The following is a 15,050-nucleotide window of genomic DNA, read 5'->3' as shown; positions in this document are numbered from 1 at the left end:
TCTATCCGTCGCCGGATTTCGCGTTTAGCGGAATTCGGCGGGAATACGACGGAACGGGCCCCCTGCCCCGGTGACGGTCAGGGGGGCTGGCATAGGGTCGAAGCATGCGTGCAACAGTGATTTACGGGGAACGGGACATCCGCCTCGAAGAAGTATCCGATCCGATTCTCTCCACCGGCGGTGACGCCATCGTGCGCGTCGTCGCAGCCTGCGTCTGCGGCTCAGATCTCTGGCCCTACCGCGGCATCCATCCCACCGAGGAGCCGAAACGAATCGGCCACGAGTTCGTCGGCATCGTCGAGGAAATCGGCGCCGACGTCAGCCGGGTCAAGGTCGGCGACTTCGTCATCGCGCCGTTCTACGACTGCGATAACACGTGCATCAACTGCCAGAACGGCACCAGCACCTCCTGCCTGAACGGCGGCTGGTGGGGCTCGGACGACCAGCTCGGCGGCTTCGCCGACGGCGCCCAGGGCGAGAAAGTGCGCGTGCCGCACGCCGACGGGTCGCTCGTTGCGACGCCGACCCTGCCCACCGACGCCCAGGTTCCCGGTCTCCTGGCCCTCGCCGACGTCATGGGCACCGGCCACCACGCCGCGGTCTCCGCCGGTGTGACCGCGGGCAGCACGGTCGTCGTCGTCGGCGACGGCGCGGTCGGCCTCTGCGCCATCATCGCGGCCAAGCGGCTCGGGGCCTCCCGGATCGTGGCCATGTCGCGTCACGCCGAACGGCAGATCGTGGCCCGCGAGTTCGGCGCGACCGAGATCGTCGAGGAGCGCGGCGAGGCCGGCGTGGCCCGCATCCGTGAGCTGTTCGACGGCATCGGCGCGGACTGCGTGCTCGAGTGCGTCGGCACCAAGGAGTCGATGGAGCAGGCCATCGCGTCGGCCCGTCCCGGCGGAATGGTCGGCTACGTGGGCGTGCCCACCGGCGGACCAATCGAGGTTAGCCCGCTGTTCGGGCGGAACGTGGGCCTGAACGGCGGCGTCGCATCCGTGCGCGGCTACGTCGAAGAGTTGCTGCCGGAGGTGCTCTCGGGTGCCATCAACCCCGGCCGCGTGTTCGACCTGCAGCTGCCGCTGGCCGAGGTTGCCGAGGCCTACGCCGCCATGGACGAGCGCCGCGCCATCAAGGTGATGCTGCTCCCGTAGGCACGGAGATCACACGTGTCGGGAGGGGGATCTCGACGGGCTCGATCACCGCGACGGGCAGGATCACCGCGGCCGGCTTCGGCGCTTCCAGCAGTAGTCGACGGGCCGTGAGGCCGATGACGGCACTGTAGGTGGGGTAGGCGAAGCGCACCCGGGCCAGAGTGGCGACGTCGACGCCGGCGGCCATCGCCGTCGTCACGGATTGGATCACTTCGACCGCGTTCTCCCCGGTGGCATGGGCGCCGAGGATCAGCTCCCGCCGCCGGTCGGCGATCAGCTTGAGGAAGCCAGGTTCCCGACCGTCGATCACAGCGCGGTCGAGTTCGGCGTAGGGCACTGTCGCGACGACGCAGTGCGGGTCGCGAGCCCTGGCCTCCTCCTCGGTGAAGCCCACGCCCGCGTAGTCGGGGTCGGTGAAACCGCCGGCCGGGAGCAGGTGGTGCGGCGTTCTGCGATTGGCGCCCAGCACCGCGTTCTCGGCCGCGGCCTCGCCCTCGAATTGGGCCGCCTGTACGAGCATGTCCCGGCCGTTCGCGTCGCCGACCGCGAAAATATGGGGCACGACACTCCGGAAGTACTGGTCCACCGGGATGGCGGAACGTTCGATGGTGATGCCAGCCCGGTCGAGCCCGAGGTCGTCGACATCCGCCGGCCAACCGGTGGACATAATGACGGCGTCGAAGGCGGAAGACTGTTCCGTTCCTTTTTCGCGCCAGGACAGGGTGAGGGTTCCGTCGGCGTCCGGCTCGATCGCCGTCACCGCTTCGATGCCCGTGTGCACGGCCACGCCCTGCTCGCGGAACGCCGCCGAGACCGTGGCGGAGATGTCGGAATCCGACGCCATCAGGATGCGCGGTGCCACATCGAGCACGGTCACGTCGGAGCCGAAGGAGCTGAACACCGTGACCAACTGGGCGCCGGTGTTTCCGGCGCCGATCACGGCTACCCGTCGGGGCAGCGACGGCAGCTTCAGAATGTCTTCCGGGACCGTCGCCAAGTGCGCCCCCGGCACGGCGAGTCGCCGAGAATGCCCGCCGACGCAGACCAGGAACGTGGCGGCGGTGAGGATGCGGCCGGTGTCCAGGACCACGGAATGCGGGTCGACGAATCGCGCCCGACCTTCCAGAACTAGTTCGATTCCGGCGGCCGCGAACCTCTCGGCCTCGCTCTTGATCGAGCGCACCTTGTTCACCCGCGACTGCACCCGGTCTCCCATGGTGGCCCAGTCGATGACGGGGCCGTTGACTACGATCCCGTAGGTATCTGCCGCGCGCACCTCCCGCATCAGGCGCGCCGCCTTGGCGAGCACCCGCGTCGGCACGCACCCCGTGTTCACGCAGGTCCCGCCGAGCTGGTCGGCCTCCGCCACGGCGACCCGGGCTCCCAGTTCGGCGGCACGGAGCGCCGCGGCCGTTCCCGCCGGCCCCGCGCCGATGATGACGACATCAAAGTGATTTGGGGTGTGTTCGGTCATCGTGGTCTCCACCGGTGTTCACTGCTGGGAGCAGCCGGGCGCGTTGCCGGGAAAAATAGTCGAATCATGTTTGTACCTGACGGGGCTGTGGAGTTACTGTGTCGGGGCGGGCTCTTGCTGCTGGTCGTTGACTAGTCGTTGACCAGGAGAAGCTCGACGAGAGGCTTGCGGGTGCGCGGGGCGGACTCGCGTTCGAGCAGCTCGGGGGAGAGCAGGGAGACGTCGCCGAGCACGCCGAGGGCGGTGCCGTCGGAGCCGCCGAGCTGGTGGGTGTGCAGTCCCTCGTGCTGGGCCTGGATCGTCAGATGGGCGACGGCCTGACCCAGGTCGTAGCGGGCCCACGGGTTCTCGCGGGTCACGTCGATCGGCAGGGTGGCGACGTTGACGATCGGCACGGAGGCGGCATTCGCCCCCGCCTTGTTGAAGCCCATCAGCGTCTCATGGATCTTCGCGAAGCTGTCCGAGCCGCGGCGGGCGACGATGAAGCGGGTCGGCTGCATATTGCTGGCCGAGGGAGCCCAACGGGCGGCCTCGAGCACGGTGGTCAGAGTGGCTTCGTCGACGAGGGCCGTCGGGCGGAAGCCGCGGGGGCTCCAGCGCCCGGCGAGCACGGGGAGGAGGGGCGACGCCGTGTGGGCGGCGCGGCTGAGGGTGTTGGTGATGAGGTTCGTAGGCCCATCTTTCGCCGGAGTCTGGCTGGGATGGCGGGGCAACGCTGACCCATCCACTCCAACGCGGGCGGCGGCACACTATTCCGCTACGACCTGCCGCTGCGGTATACGCATCGCCGAAGCATCTCACGAGCGGGTAAGCGTCGGAATGCGGCGTCGAAACCGACGCTCTACCCGCTCTCGCGGCTACTCCTTGATCAAGCCGGCTCGCACCTCGCGGCGCAGCACCTTGCCGATCAGCGACCGGGGCAGCTCGTCGACCTCCACGACGGTGCGGGGCACCTTGTAGGCGGAGAGCCGGGTGCGGCAATACGTGCGGATGGCGTCGACGTCGAGGGTCGCCCCCGCCGCCAACACGACGGCGGCGGCGACGTCTTCGCCGCCGTTCGCGCTCGGCAGCCCGACGACGGCGGCGTCGGCGACATCCGGATGCGACAAAAGAGCGGCCTCGACCTCGGAGGGCGCCACATTGAAGCCGCCGGTGATGATGAGTTCTTTGATACGGTCGACGACCGTGACGAAGCCGTCGGAGGAGACGCGGACGATGTCGCCGGTGCGCAGCCAGCCTCCGTCGAGAAGCGTCTTGGCGGTCTCGGTCGGCTGGTCCCAGTAGCCGGAAGAGACCTGTGGGCCACGGATGAGTAGCTCACCTTCCTCTTCGATCCCGCGGTTCACGGTCGGGTCGTCCGGGTCCACCACGCGGATCTCGGTGCTCGGGAACGGCACGCCCACCGTGCCGGGGCGCCGGCTCGGGCCCATCGGGTTGCCGACGGCGATCGGCGAGGCCTCGGTCATGCCGTAGCCCTCGACCAACAGCCCGCCGGTGGCGGCCTCCCAGCGTTCCACGATCGACACCGGCAGGCTCATCGCGCCCGAGATGGCGTAACGGATGCTGCGCAGGCTTACATTTTTCGCCGTCGCGGCCTTCACGAGCCGGTCGTAGATCGGCGGGACGGCCGGCATGAATGTGGGTGGGGTGCGCCGGGCCGCATCGAGCAGCAGTCCCTCGTCGAACTTGGGGAACAGCACGAGCCGGGCGCCGGTGGCCATCGCGAACGTCAGACAGAGGGTCAGGCCGTAGGCGTGGAACATGGGCAGGACCGCGTAGAAGACCTCCTCGCCAGGGCGCAGCCCCTGCACCCAGGCCTCGCCCTGCAGGGCGTTCGAGCGCAGGTTGAAGTGGCTGAGGATGGCACCCTTCGGGGTGCCGGTGGTGCCGCTGGTGTATTGGAGCGCGGCGGTGTCGGTGACCTTCGGGCGCGGGTGGCCGGGGCGCAGCTTGCGTGAGCCGACGATGCCGGACCAGGTGAAGGCATCCTTGCCCAGCGGGCCCGAGGTCAGGGCGTCTCGCGACTCGCGGGCTTTAGCGATCGGCAGCTTGAGCAGGAGCCGCTTGGCGAGCGGCATCGCTTCCGTCAGGTTCACCGCGATCACGGTGCGCAGGCCGAGGTCGGCGGGGAAATCGGTGACGGTCTGGTAGATCTTGTCCCAAACGATGGCGACGCGGGCGCCGTGGTCTTCGAACTGGTGTCGGAGTTCGCGTTCGGTGTAGAGCGGGTTGTGCTCGACGACGATCGCGCCCAGGCGTAGCACGGCGTAGAAAGCCACCACGTGCTGAGGGCAGTTCGGCAGCACAAGGGCCACCCGGTCGCCGGGTTTGACGCCGAGGCGCAGGAGGCCGTTTGCGGCCCGAGAGATCTGCTCGCCGAGCTCGGCGTAGGTGGTGGTGGCGCCGAAGAAATCGAGGGCCACGCTGGGGCCGAACCGGCGCGCCGAGGTCTCGATCATGTCGGAGAGCGTGTCGGTCGGTTCCTGGATGGTACTCGGAACGCCGGGGGCGTAGGAGCCGAGCCAGGGTTTATTCTCGAAGACGTTCATCGGGCGGCCAGTTCTCTGATCAGGGCCGCGACGAATGCGTCGATGTCGGCCTCCTCGGTGTCGAAGCCGCACATCCAGCGCACCTCGTTGGTCGCGGGGTCCCAATCGTAGAACCGGAAGTGCCCGCGCAGGCGATCGGCCACGCCGGGGGGCAGGATCGCGAAGATCGCGTTGGCCTGAGTGTTCTGGGTGAAGGACAAGCCCTCGATCTCGCCGGCGGCGATACCGGTCTCGAGGGCGTGGCGCATCCGTGTGGCCATGGCGTTGGCGTGGCCGGCGTTTCGCTGCCAGAGGTCGCCGCCGAGCAGCGCGATCAGCTGGGCCGAGATGAAGCGCATCTTCGAGGCCAGCTGCATGTTCAGTTTGCGCAGGTAGAGCAGGCCCGCGGATGCCTCAGGGTTCAGGACCACGACGCACTCGCCGTACATCATGCCGTTCTTGGTGCCGCCGAAGCTGAGCACGTCGACGCCGGCGTCACGGGTGAAGGTGCGGAATGGCAGGCCCAGCGAGGTGGCGGCGTTGGACAGGCGGGCGCCGTCCATGTGCAGCTTCATGCCGTGGGCGTGTGCGTGGTCGGCGATGGCCCGCACCTCGTCGACCGTGTACGCGGTGCCGAGCTCGGTGGTCTGGGTGATCGACACCACGAGCGGTTGGGCGCGGTGTTCGTCGCCCCAGCCCCAGGCCTGCTGGTCGATCAGTGCGGGGGTGAGTTTGCCGTCGGGGGTGTCGACGGTGAGGAGCTTGATGCCGGCCACCTTTTCGGGGGCGCCCGCCTCATCCGTGTTGATATGAGCGGTGGATGCGCAGATCACGGCGCCCCAGCGCGGCAGCATCGACTGCAGGCCGATCACATTGGCGCCGGTGCCGTTGAAGACCGGGAAGGCTTCGACGCCCGCGCCGAAGTGTTCGGTGAAGACCTGCTGCAGCCGGGCAGTGTAGACGTCTTCGCCGTAGGCGATCTGGTGCGCGCCGTTGGCGGCGACGATCGCCTCGAGAATCTCGGGGTGCACCCCGGAGTAGTTGTCGGATGCGAACCCGCGCGAAGAAAGGTCATGGAGTTGAGTCACCCCTCCATCTTCGCGCATCCGTCTGCTCCGCTTCTGTGCGCTCGGTGTGCGAATTCGACGGAGATTTTGCGTTGAAACGGCGATTTCGGGTCGAAACCGGCCCGTGGGAGCAAAATCACCGTCGAATTGGTTCGGGGCAGGGTTCAGGTTCGGGGCCGGGATCGGGCTGGCGGGGCGGCAGGTCAGCCGCGCAGGGCCTGGCGCAACGTAACGCGGGCGCCCATCCGCAGCAGGGAGTTCGAGTAGATGCGGGAGCCCAGCAGGATGACCACGGCCGTCGAGGCGAGCAGGATGGCCAGCGAGAGCAGCGGCTCCCACCAGGCGGCCGTGCCGAGGAAGATGCGCATCGGCATGCCGACCGGGGCCGAGAACGGGATGTAGGACATGACGGCGAGCACGGTGGGGTTGTCGTTGAAAAAGATCACCAGAAAATAGGGAATCATCACGAGGAACAGCACGGGCGAGGTGGCCGAGCCCACGTCTTCCTGGCGGGAGACCATCGACGCGGTCGCGGCGAACAGCGCCGCAAGCATGACGAAGCCGAACGCGAAGAACACGGCGAACCAGACGATCGACGGCCCCACGGTGCCCAGCAACCCGAACTGGCCGGTCGTGGCCATGCCGATCGCCACCAGCAGGCCGATCGCCACGATCTGCCCGAAGGCCATGATGCTGTTGCCCACCACCTTGCCGCCGAGCAGGGCGCGCACCGGGATGGTGGTCATCAGGATCTCGACGACCCGGGTCTGCTTCTCCTCGACGACGCTCTGCGCGATGGTCGAGCCGAACGTGATCGCCGACATGAAGAAGACCAGCCCGAAGCCCAGGGAGACGAGGTAGACGAGGCCACCGCTCTGCCGCGATGTCGGCTCGAGCAGGCTCACCGCGGGGGTGACGCTCAGGGCCGCGAGCACACCCACCGGCGGGGAGTCGAGGGCGATGACGCGCACGCCGAGCAGGGCATCCGCCCGGGTGGACGGAACGACCGCCGCGGAGACGGTGCCGTCCCGCACCAGGGACTCGGCAGCGCCGACGTCATCGGCCTTCACCATCGTGAACGACTCGGTCTGCTCGACGACCTGAGCGGCGGACCCCACGACGGCCACCTTCGGCATGGTCAGGTTCTGACTCGCAATGCTGCCGGCGACGACGGAACCGACCGAGATGAGCAGCAGGATGCCGGTTGAGATCAGGAAGGCCTTGCTGCGCAGCCGGGCCATGATCTCGCGGGTCGCGACAAGCCACACACTCCGGGCGAAGCTCGGCGCCGGATACCGGGGGCGAACCTGCGGGCGTCTGATGTGTGGCGTGCCGGCGCGGTCGTTCCGGATGGTGCTCACTGCACGATCTCCTTGAAGATGGTGGCGAGGCTGGGCCGCTGCTGGCTGAACTGTGTCACCGGGGCCCGGGTGAGGGCCTGGCGCAGAACGGACTGGCTGGCGGCATCCGTTTCGGCTTCGAACACGGCGACACCCCCGGAGAGGTCGAGCACGGAGATGCCGGGCACGGTGTGGATCCACTCAGCGTCGGCCGCGGTGCGCAATTCGAACCGGGGGCTGCTGTGCTGCTCGCGCAGCCGCTCTCGGGGGCCGTTGGCCCGGATCTCGCCGTCGGCGATGATGACGACGTCGTCGCAGAGGCGCTCGACGATGTCGAGCTGGTGCGAGGAGAACAGCACCGGCGCGCCCTGGGCGGCGAAGCCGGAGAGCACGCTCATGACCACTTCCACCGCGAGCGGGTCAAGGCCGGAGAACGGCTCGTCGAGCACGAGGAACTCCGGGTCGTGCACGAGCGCGGCCGCGATCTGGGCGCGCTGCTGGTTGCCGAGCGAGAGAGACTGCACCAGGTCACCGGCCCGCTCGCCGAGGCCGAGCCGGTCGAGCAACTCGGCGGTGTTGCGGCGGGCGGATGCCGGGCCCAACCCGTGCAGGCGGGCCAGGTAGACGAGATGCTCGCCCACCTTCATCTTCGGGTAGAGGCCGCGCTCCTCCGGCATGTAGCCGAAGCGGCGGCGGTCGTCGCTGGTCAGCGGAACGCCGTCTTGCAGCACGGTGCCGGAGTCGGCCGACAGCACCCCCAGGATGATCCGCATGGTGGTTGTCTTGCCGGCGCCGTTCGCACCGACGAAGCCGGTCAGGCGTCCGCTCTCGACGCCGAAACTCACGTCGGTCAGCACCTGCCGGGTGCCATAACGCTTGTTTATGGTCCTGATGTCGAGCATGCCTGCCCCTCTGTAGCCTGGTTCCACGCTAGCGCGCCGCGGGGTGCCGACGTCGGGTTCAGGGGGCCAAAAGCACGCGAGAAGTGTTGACGGATGCCGCCGACGCGTCCCACAGGCCGACCACCGCGGTCGCAAGTTCGGTTTCCAGCCCGGCGAGGGCACGCACGACGAAGATGACCGCCGCGGCATCCGCGCCTGCTTTCGCGAAGCCCTGACCGACCGCGCGGGTCCAGGTCTCGGCGGCGGCCTTCGCGGCGGCGTAGTTCGCGCCGCCCGGGGCCGGCTTGTCGACCGACACCGACGACACGATCGCCAGGCGCCCGGCCGGCGAGGCCAGCAGGTCGTCGTTGAACGCGCGGGTGGTGTTGCGCAGCGTGGCGACGACGTGCGCGTGCAGGAAATCCCAGTCCCCGTCGGACTGGCCGGCCAGTCCGCCGCCGCCGCGCCAGCCGCCGACCAGGTGGATCAGGCCGTCGATCGGACCGTGCTCGCCGTGCACGGCGTCGGCCAGGGCCGTGACCTGGGCGAAGTCGCCGAGGTCGCAGACATAGGTTGCGGCACCGGGAACCTCGGCGCGGAAGCCGTGCAGGCGCTCGGCGTTGGTGCCGACCGCGATCACGTGCGCGCCGGCATCCGTCAGCGCGGTGGCCACGGCGCGGCCGGCCGCGCTGGTCGCACCGGCGATGAGCACGGTGCGACCAGCGACGGCCCTGCCTGCGGTGTCAGTCACGCCCGGTGAGCCCGGCCGTCGACTCGATCACGGGCTTCATCTTCTTGTCGAGCGCCTCGAAGAACATCGACAGCGGGAACTCGTCGTCCAGAACAAGGTCGGTGTAGCCCTTCGGTGCGCCAGCAAGCACGTCCAGCGGCAGACCGCGAGCCCACTGCGACGCCGGGTTCGGCGTGAGCGTCTCCGCGATCATGTCGTAGGCGGCCAGCCAGTGGGCCTTCTTCGGCCGGTCGATCGACGCCCAGTAGAGGTCGTCGATTCGCTTGCCCAGCGCGATGACCACGTCGGGCACGGCTTCCCAGTCGAAGGTGAGCCGGGTGTCGGTCCAGTGCAGCACGTGGTGCTGGTGCATCCACGCGAAGAGCAGCTGCCCGCCCAGCCCGTCGTAGTTCCGCACCCGGGTGCCGCTGATCGAGAATCGGAAGATCCGGTCGAAGATCACGGCGTACTGCACGAGTTTCGCGTGCCGGCGTGCTTCCGGGCTGGCGTTCTCGTCGCGTTCGATCGTGACCGATTCGCGGAACGCGGTCAGGTCGCAGCGCAGTTCCTCCAGGGAGTAGAGGAAGAACGGCATCCGCTGCTTGATCATGAACGGGTCGAATGGGAGGTCGCCGCGCATGTGCGTGCGGTCGTGGATGAGGTCCCACATGACGAAGGTTTCCTCGGTCAGGTGCTGGTCGTCGAGCAGCGCCGCCGCATCGGCAGGCAGTTCGAGACGCGTGATCTCGGCGGCCGCGCGCACGACCCGGCGGAACCGGGCAGCTTCGCGGTCGGCGAAGATCGCACCCCAGGTGAAGGAGGGGATCTGGCGCATGGCGACGGTCTCGGGGAATAAAACGGCCGAGTTGGTGTCGTAGCCGGGCGTGAAATCGAGGAAACGGATCGGCATGAACAGCTCGTTCGTGTACTCCTGCTCGAGCTCGTCGATGAATTCCGGCCAGATCACCTCGATCAGCACGGCCTCGACAAAGCGGTTCGCGCTGCCGTTCTGCGTGTACATCGGGAACACGACCAGGTGACGGATGCCGTCGGCCCGCTGCTGCTGCGGCTGGAACGCCATCAGGGAGTCGAAGAAGTCCGGCACGCTGAAGCCCTCGGTGCTCCAGCGGGTGAAGTCCCGGGTCACGGCCGCGAGGTAGGCGGCGTCGTGCGGGAACAGCGGGGCGAGCTCGTCGATGGCGGCGGCGATCACGCCGACGTGCGCCGCGGCATCCGCGTGGTCGGCGGCGACGGGGATGGAGCCGTCCTGCGCCTGGCTGGCCTGAAGCGAGGTGGCCGCGGACTTGAGCCGGAGCCAGGCCGGGCTTGTGGCCGGGTTGGCGGCGGTGACGGCATCCTCGAGAACCTCGGGCTCACCGACCAGTGCATCGTGCGCAACGTAATTCGACATGGGAACCTCCGTTCTTCGTGAGTGCCGCGGTCGCGGCGGGGTCGTTCGTGGTAGTGCTGGGTGGTGCCGGTGGTGCCATTTGGCGCCACGGTCCAGAGTAGCGGGAGGGTGCGGGCGTTTTCTTGCCATATCTCGCAACGAATCGCCGTGTTCCGACCCTCCGGTCGTCGAAAGCCCCCGTTCCGGTTGAAAGTGTGCGTTGTTCCGGTCATTCTCCGAGAATCGCGCATTGTGCCGAGTGCCGCCCTTCCGGCGGTGATTGTGGGCGCACACGGCGCTTTCGGTCTCAGCGGCGCGAGAGGGCGGTGCACGAGAACCGGCTGCCCGGGTCTCGACAGGCTGGACCACCGGATGGCTCGACCGCGGGGGTGGCCTGCGCTATCGTCGAGGCGACCATGCAGCGACCATGCAGCGAGGAGCGCCGCCGATGAACTTTGACGAGGTGATCTCGGCGGTCGTGCGGATCGTCGAGGCGGCCGGTGCAGCCATCATGGTGCTCGGCGGCGCGGCCGCGATGATCGCTGCGGTGCCGACCGCGCTGCGGGCCGACACCCGGCAGCGGGCCTATGAGAAGTTGCGCCGCAATCTGGGCCGGGCCATCCTGCTCGGGCTCGAAGTGCTGATCATCGCCGATATCATCCGCACGATCCTGGTGGATCCGACCCCGCAGAGCGTGCTGGTGCTCGGCGCGATCGTGGTGATCCGGGTGCTGCTCAGCTTCTCGCTTGAGGTGGAGATGGACGGCATCTGGCCCTGGTCCCGCTGGCGCCTCGCCGCGAACAAGGGCGGCACGCCGAACCTCAAGTAGCGCTCGAAACGACACGTTCGAGGGGCGGGCGCCGCCGCGCACTCTTCAAACCTGACGGTTCACCGAACAGCGTCAGGCGCGTCGGGGGCATCGGCAGTCGACTGGGCCGGCGGAGAGACGGCCCGCAACCGCCAGAGCGACGTCACTTCCTTCGACCGGGCGGCGTGCAGGGGATCGGACGCGTCGGCGGCGCGGCCGTGCACGGGTTTGGCGTCCAGGCGGGCGACGACCTCGAGGCCCGCGTCCTCGATCAGGTCGAGGAGTTCGCCGCGGGAGCGCAACCCGAGGTGCTCGGCGATGTCGGAGAGCACGAGCCAGCCCTCCCCGGCCGCCTGGAGGTGGTCGGCCAACCCGGCCAGGAAGCCCCGCAACATCCGGCTGCCGGGGTCGTAGACGGCGAAGTCGGTGGCGGTGACGGCGGACGCGGGAATCCACGGCGGGTTGCAGACCACGAGGTCGGCGCGGCCGGCGGGGAACAGATCGGCCTTGATGATCTCGACCGCACCGGCCAGCCCGAGCCGCCCGATGTTCGCGCGCGCGCAGGTCAGCGCCCGTGGCTCCTGGTCGGTGCCGACCACGTGACGGATGCCGCGTCGCGCCAGCACCGCAGCGAGCACCCCGGTGCCCGTGCCGATGTCGAACGCGGTGGCGGTCCCGGCGATCGAGCCGGCCTCAGCCGCAGAACCTCCGGCCCAGGCTGCCGGCAGCGGGGCCGTGTTCACCAGGTCGAGGTATTCGCCGCGCACGGGCGAGAACACCCCGTAGTGCGGGTGGATGCGGGCGCCGAGCGCGGGTACATCGACCCCGGTCGTGCGCCACTCGTGCGCCCCGATGACGCCGAGGAGCTCGCGCAGGGCGGTGACCGAGGCATCCGTCGCCGGGCCGTAGGTCTCGGTGCAGGCCTGGCGCACGTCGGGCGCGCGGCGGAGCGGAATGGTGTAGTCGGCGTCGAGCGGCACGAACACCAGGCCGAGCAGCCGGGAGCGGCGCAGCGCCTCGGAGCGGTAGTGCCGGAAAGCGGCGGCCAGGTCGGTGGTGGGCGCGTGCCGGCCGTGGTCGATGCGGCGGGCGAGGGCGCTGAGCAACTGGCGGGCGCCCAGGAAGTCGCCGCGCCAGAGCATGCCGGTGCCAGCCTTCGCGTGGCGGTAGGCGGCATCCGCGGTCATCGTGTCGTCGGCGATGACGACGCGTTCCGGCGGCGCCCAACCGCTCTCCGAGTGCCAGAGGGCCGACCGAGTCCGCCCGGCCTCCGCCCAGGTGATGCGGGCGGGCCCGGTCGCCGTGTTCGTGCTGGTCATGGGTTCCATCTTTGCGCGGGTGGGGTGGGGTGGGCGTGCCGGGGCCGGCGGAAGAGCACGGGGTGCGGCCCGATCAACGCAGCGCGGGCATGACCTCGCATTCGAAGAGTTCCAGACCCGAGCGGTCGTAGGCGGCCTCCGGGAAGTAGTGGATGGCGTAGCCGAGGCCGCGTGCCTTCATGCCGTTCAGGCGCTCGACGACCTGTTCCGGTGTGCCGACGCACTGCGCCTCGCCGCTGCGGTACTCGGCCATGAATGCCGCCGCGCCCTCCGAACCGAGGTAGGGGGTGACCCGGGCCTCGATGGCGTCGAGACGGTCGGCGACCTCGGCCTCCGTCGCCGCGATCACGGTGTTGTAGTTCGCCGAGCGGGTGATCGCGCCGAAATCGGTGCCTTCCGCCATGCAGTGCGCCTCGAGCAACTCGCTCTTGTGCGAGAAGCCCTCGGGGGAGCCGTCGAAGTTCGTGTAGTTCGCGTACTTCGCCGCGATCTTGAGGGTGACCTTCTCGCCGCCGCCGGCGATCCAGACCGGGATGCCTCCGTCCTGCAGTGGTAGCGGCCGCACGATGGCGCCGTCCACCTGGTAGTGCTGTCCGTCGAGGGTGGCCTTACCGGTGGCCCAGGCCTGGCGCATGATCTGCACGCCCTCGTCGAGGCGTGCGAGGCGCTCGCCGGCGCGCGGGAAGCCATAGCCGTAAGCGCGCCATTCGTGCTCGTACCAGCCGGCGCCGATGCCCATCTCGACGCGTCCGCCGGAGATGATGTCGATGGTCGAGGCGACCTTCGCGAGGTAGGCCGGGTTGCGGTAGCTGATGCAGGTGCACATCTGGCCGAGGCGCACCCGTGTCGTGGTGGCGGCGAACGCGCTCATCAGCGTCCAGGCTTCGTGGGTGGCCTCCTCGCTCGGCACCGGCACGGTGTGGAAGTGGTCGTACACCCAGATCGACTCCCACTCGCCGGCGTCGGCGTGCGCGGCGAGGCCGCTCATGGTCGCCCACTGTTCGACGGGATCGATGTCGACCAGGTCGTGACGCCAGCCCTGAGGTATGAAGAGTCCGAATCGCATGGTTTCGAGCCTACGCGGGGGTAGCGGATGCCGCGTCCTGCGCCCTGCAGTTGCAGCTGGTGCCCGGGACCGGGAAGATCAACACCATGAAGTTCGTTCTGGCCCCCGACTCGTTCAAGGAATCCATGTCGGCCGTCGAGGCCGCCACGGCCCTGGAGCGCGGCATCCGTTCCGTCTTCCCCGGCGCCGAGTGCGTGCGGGTGCCGATGGCCGACGGCGGCGAGGGCACCGTGAACGCGATGGTTGCCGCCTGTGGCGGTGAGATCGTGGAGACCGAGGTTCAGGATGCCCGCGGACGCCCGGTGCTGGCCGCCTACGGCTATGTGGCCGCCGAGCAGCTGGCGATCATCGAGGTTGCGGCGTCGGCCGGCATCCATCTCGTCGCCGCAGCCGACCGGGACGCACGCACCGCCAGCACGTACGGCGTCGGGCAGCTCATCACCGACGCGCTGGACCGCGGTGCGAGCCGGTTCGTGATCGGGCTGGGCGGCTCGGTGACCAACGACGGAGGGGCTGGCATGCTTCACGCCCTCGGCGCTCGTCTGTTCGATTCCGCCGAACGTGACCTGGACTGCGGGGGAGCGGCGCTTGCGCGGCTCTGCCGGATCGACCTGGAAGGATTCGACCCGCGGGCGCGGTCCGCGTCGTTCGAGATCGCGAGCGATGTCGCCAATCCGCTGCTCGGTCCGGGCGGCACCACCGCCGTCTTCGGCCCGCAGAAAGGCGCCGATCCGCAGGCCGTGCAGGACCTCGAGGAGGCCCTCACGGTCTTCGCGCGGGTGCTGACCGCGGATTCCGGGCGTTCCGTGGCGGAGCTGCCCGGCGCCGGCGCGGCCGGCGGGCTCGGCGCGGCCTTCCTCGCCTGCTTCGACTCCCGCATGCGGCGGGGCGTCGAGGTGGTGATGGAGGCCGCCCTCCTCGAGCGTCGCCTGAGCGGGGCCGACTTCGTTTTCACCGGCGAGGGCAGCATCGACGGGCAGACCCTGCACGGCAAGACCCCGCTCGGCGTGGCCGAGGCTGCCGCGCGCAACGGTGTGCCCGTGATCGCGTTCGCGGGCCGGGTAGGACCCGGGTCCGAGGTGCTCTATGACCAGGGCTTCGCCGCGCTGGTGCCGATCGTTCAGGAGGTCAGCGACCTCCCGCAGGCACTGACGGATGGTCCGGCGAACCTCGAACGGGCCGCCGCCACGGTGTGCCGTATCCTCGCCCTCGGGCTGTCGGCCGGGGCGGCCCGCGGGGCGCAGACAAGCTAGGCGACGGGAGCCGGAACGTCACGGACGGCTCGAGATCACACAC

13 protein-coding genes are annotated in these 15,050 nt (G+C 69.3%); 3 read left to right on the top strand and 10 right to left on the bottom strand.

All coding sequences use genetic code 11. The features are described 5' to 3' along the window. Positions 1-104 precede the first annotated feature (104 nt). Complete coding sequence (locus E3T25_RS13700; protein ID WP_134374846.1) at positions 105-1,151, top strand: zinc-dependent alcohol dehydrogenase family protein; 1,047 nt, start codon at positions 105-107, stop codon at positions 1,149-1,151. On the opposite strand, the gene E3T25_RS13695 is transcribed toward E3T25_RS13700, so the two are convergent. From E3T25_RS13695 to E3T25_RS13660, 8 genes are all read right to left on the bottom strand, one after another. Then, positions 1,129-2,625: a dihydrolipoyl dehydrogenase family protein gene (locus E3T25_RS13695; RefSeq protein ID WP_134374844.1), complete on the bottom strand. Its 1,497-nt coding sequence runs from the start codon at positions 2,623-2,625 to the stop codon at positions 1,129-1,131. The genes E3T25_RS13700 and E3T25_RS13695 overlap by 23 nt on opposite strands. A gap of 131 nt (positions 2,626-2,756) precedes the next feature. Beyond that, entirely contained in the window at positions 2,757-3,338 is a 582-nt protein-coding gene (locus E3T25_RS13690; RefSeq protein WP_338145484.1) for a nitroreductase family protein, read from the bottom strand. Between the two features lie 144 nt (positions 3,339-3,482). Continuing rightward, positions 3,483-5,174: a long-chain-fatty-acid--CoA ligase gene (locus tag E3T25_RS13685; protein WP_134374842.1), complete on the bottom strand. Its 1,692-nt coding sequence runs from the start codon at positions 5,172-5,174 to the stop codon at positions 3,483-3,485. After that, positions 5,171-6,241, bottom strand: a complete 1,071-nt coding sequence (locus E3T25_RS13680) for a threonine aldolase family protein (protein ID WP_233191259.1) — start codon at positions 6,239-6,241, stop codon at positions 5,171-5,173. The genes E3T25_RS13685 and E3T25_RS13680 overlap by 4 nt, the downstream gene beginning before the upstream one ends. 182 nt (positions 6,242-6,423) lie before the next feature. Then, a complete protein-coding gene (locus E3T25_RS13675) occupies positions 6,424-7,572 on the bottom strand; it encodes an ABC transporter permease (RefSeq protein ID WP_478213431.1) in 1,149 nt (382 codons plus the stop codon). A gap of 5 nt (positions 7,573-7,577) precedes the next feature. Beyond that, positions 7,578-8,462, bottom strand: coding sequence for an ABC transporter ATP-binding protein (locus E3T25_RS13670; RefSeq protein WP_104100103.1), 885 nt, complete (start codon positions 8,460-8,462; stop codon positions 7,578-7,580). A gap of 58 nt (positions 8,463-8,520) precedes the next feature. Continuing rightward, entirely contained in the window at positions 8,521-9,192 is a 672-nt protein-coding gene (locus tag E3T25_RS13665) for an SDR family NAD(P)-dependent oxidoreductase (RefSeq protein WP_241980892.1), read from the bottom strand. Further along, on the bottom strand, positions 9,185-10,582 hold the full coding sequence (locus tag E3T25_RS13660) for a DUF6421 family protein (protein WP_134374840.1): 1,398 nt from the start codon (positions 10,580-10,582) through the stop codon (positions 9,185-9,187). The genes E3T25_RS13665 and E3T25_RS13660 overlap by 8 nt, the downstream gene beginning before the upstream one ends. 427 nt (positions 10,583-11,009) lie before the next feature. Between E3T25_RS13660 and E3T25_RS13655 the strand changes: the two genes are divergently transcribed. Further along, positions 11,010-11,390, top strand: coding sequence for a DUF1622 domain-containing protein (locus E3T25_RS13655; protein WP_104100048.1), 381 nt, complete (start codon positions 11,010-11,012; stop codon positions 11,388-11,390). A 59-nt stretch (positions 11,391-11,449) separates the two neighbouring features. Here E3T25_RS13655 and E3T25_RS13650 read toward each other — a convergent pair whose 3' ends face one another. Together E3T25_RS13650 and E3T25_RS13645 are read right to left on the bottom strand one after the other, a co-directional pair. Further along, positions 11,450-12,688, bottom strand: coding sequence for a methyltransferase (locus E3T25_RS13650; protein ID WP_134374838.1), 1,239 nt, complete (start codon positions 12,686-12,688; stop codon positions 11,450-11,452). Between the two features lie 73 nt (positions 12,689-12,761). Next, positions 12,762-13,754, bottom strand: a complete 993-nt coding sequence (locus tag E3T25_RS13645; RefSeq protein ID WP_134374836.1) for an LLM class F420-dependent oxidoreductase — start codon at positions 13,752-13,754, stop codon at positions 12,762-12,764. Positions 13,755-13,840: 86 nt separating this feature from the next. Here E3T25_RS13645 and E3T25_RS13640 point away from each other — a divergent pair, with 86 nt between their 5' ends. Then, positions 13,841-15,007 carry a glycerate kinase gene (locus tag E3T25_RS13640; protein WP_134374834.1) on the top strand — a complete coding sequence of 389 codons (1,167 nt, stop codon included), beginning with the start codon at positions 13,841-13,843 and terminating at the stop codon, positions 15,005-15,007. Positions 15,008-15,050 lie beyond the last annotated feature (43 nt).

This window comes from Cryobacterium sandaracinum, from assembly GCF_004403415.1.
In the GTDB taxonomy this organism is placed as follows: Bacteria; Actinomycetota; Actinomycetes; order Actinomycetales; family Microbacteriaceae; genus Cryobacterium; species Cryobacterium sandaracinum.
Note: the sequence above shows the minus strand (reverse complement) of the source record. Positions and strands in the feature narration are given on the sequence as shown.

What these genes read in the sequence shown, in the direction of transcription:
- E3T25_RS13685 (WP_134374842.1), bottom strand. Translation starts at nt 5,174, where the DNA reads ATGAACGTCTTCGAGAATAAACCCTGGCTCGGCTCCTACGCCCCCGGC.
- E3T25_RS13700 (WP_134374846.1), top strand. Translation starts at nt 105, where the DNA reads ATGCGTGCAACAGTGATTTACGGGGAACGGGACATCCGCCTCGAAGAA.
- E3T25_RS13695 (WP_134374844.1), bottom strand. Translation starts at nt 2,625, where the DNA reads ATGACCGAACACACCCCAAATCACTTTGATGTCGTCATCATCGGCGCG.
- E3T25_RS13650 (WP_134374838.1), bottom strand. Translation starts at nt 12,688, where the DNA reads ATGACCAGCACGAACACGGCGACCGGGCCCGCCCGCATCACCTGGGCG.
- E3T25_RS13645 (WP_134374836.1), bottom strand. Translation starts at nt 13,754, where the DNA reads ATGCGATTCGGACTCTTCATACCTCAGGGCTGGCGTCACGACCTGGTC.
- E3T25_RS13670 (WP_104100103.1), bottom strand. Translation starts at nt 8,462, where the DNA reads ATGCTCGACATCAGGACCATAAACAAGCGTTATGGCACCCGGCAGGTG.
- E3T25_RS13655 (WP_104100048.1), top strand. Translation starts at nt 11,010, where the DNA reads ATGAACTTTGACGAGGTGATCTCGGCGGTCGTGCGGATCGTCGAGGCG.
- E3T25_RS13640 (WP_134374834.1), top strand. Translation starts at nt 13,841, where the DNA reads ATGAAGTTCGTTCTGGCCCCCGACTCGTTCAAGGAATCCATGTCGGCC.
- E3T25_RS13660 (WP_134374840.1), bottom strand. Translation starts at nt 10,582, where the DNA reads ATGTCGAATTACGTTGCGCACGATGCACTGGTCGGTGAGCCCGAGGTT.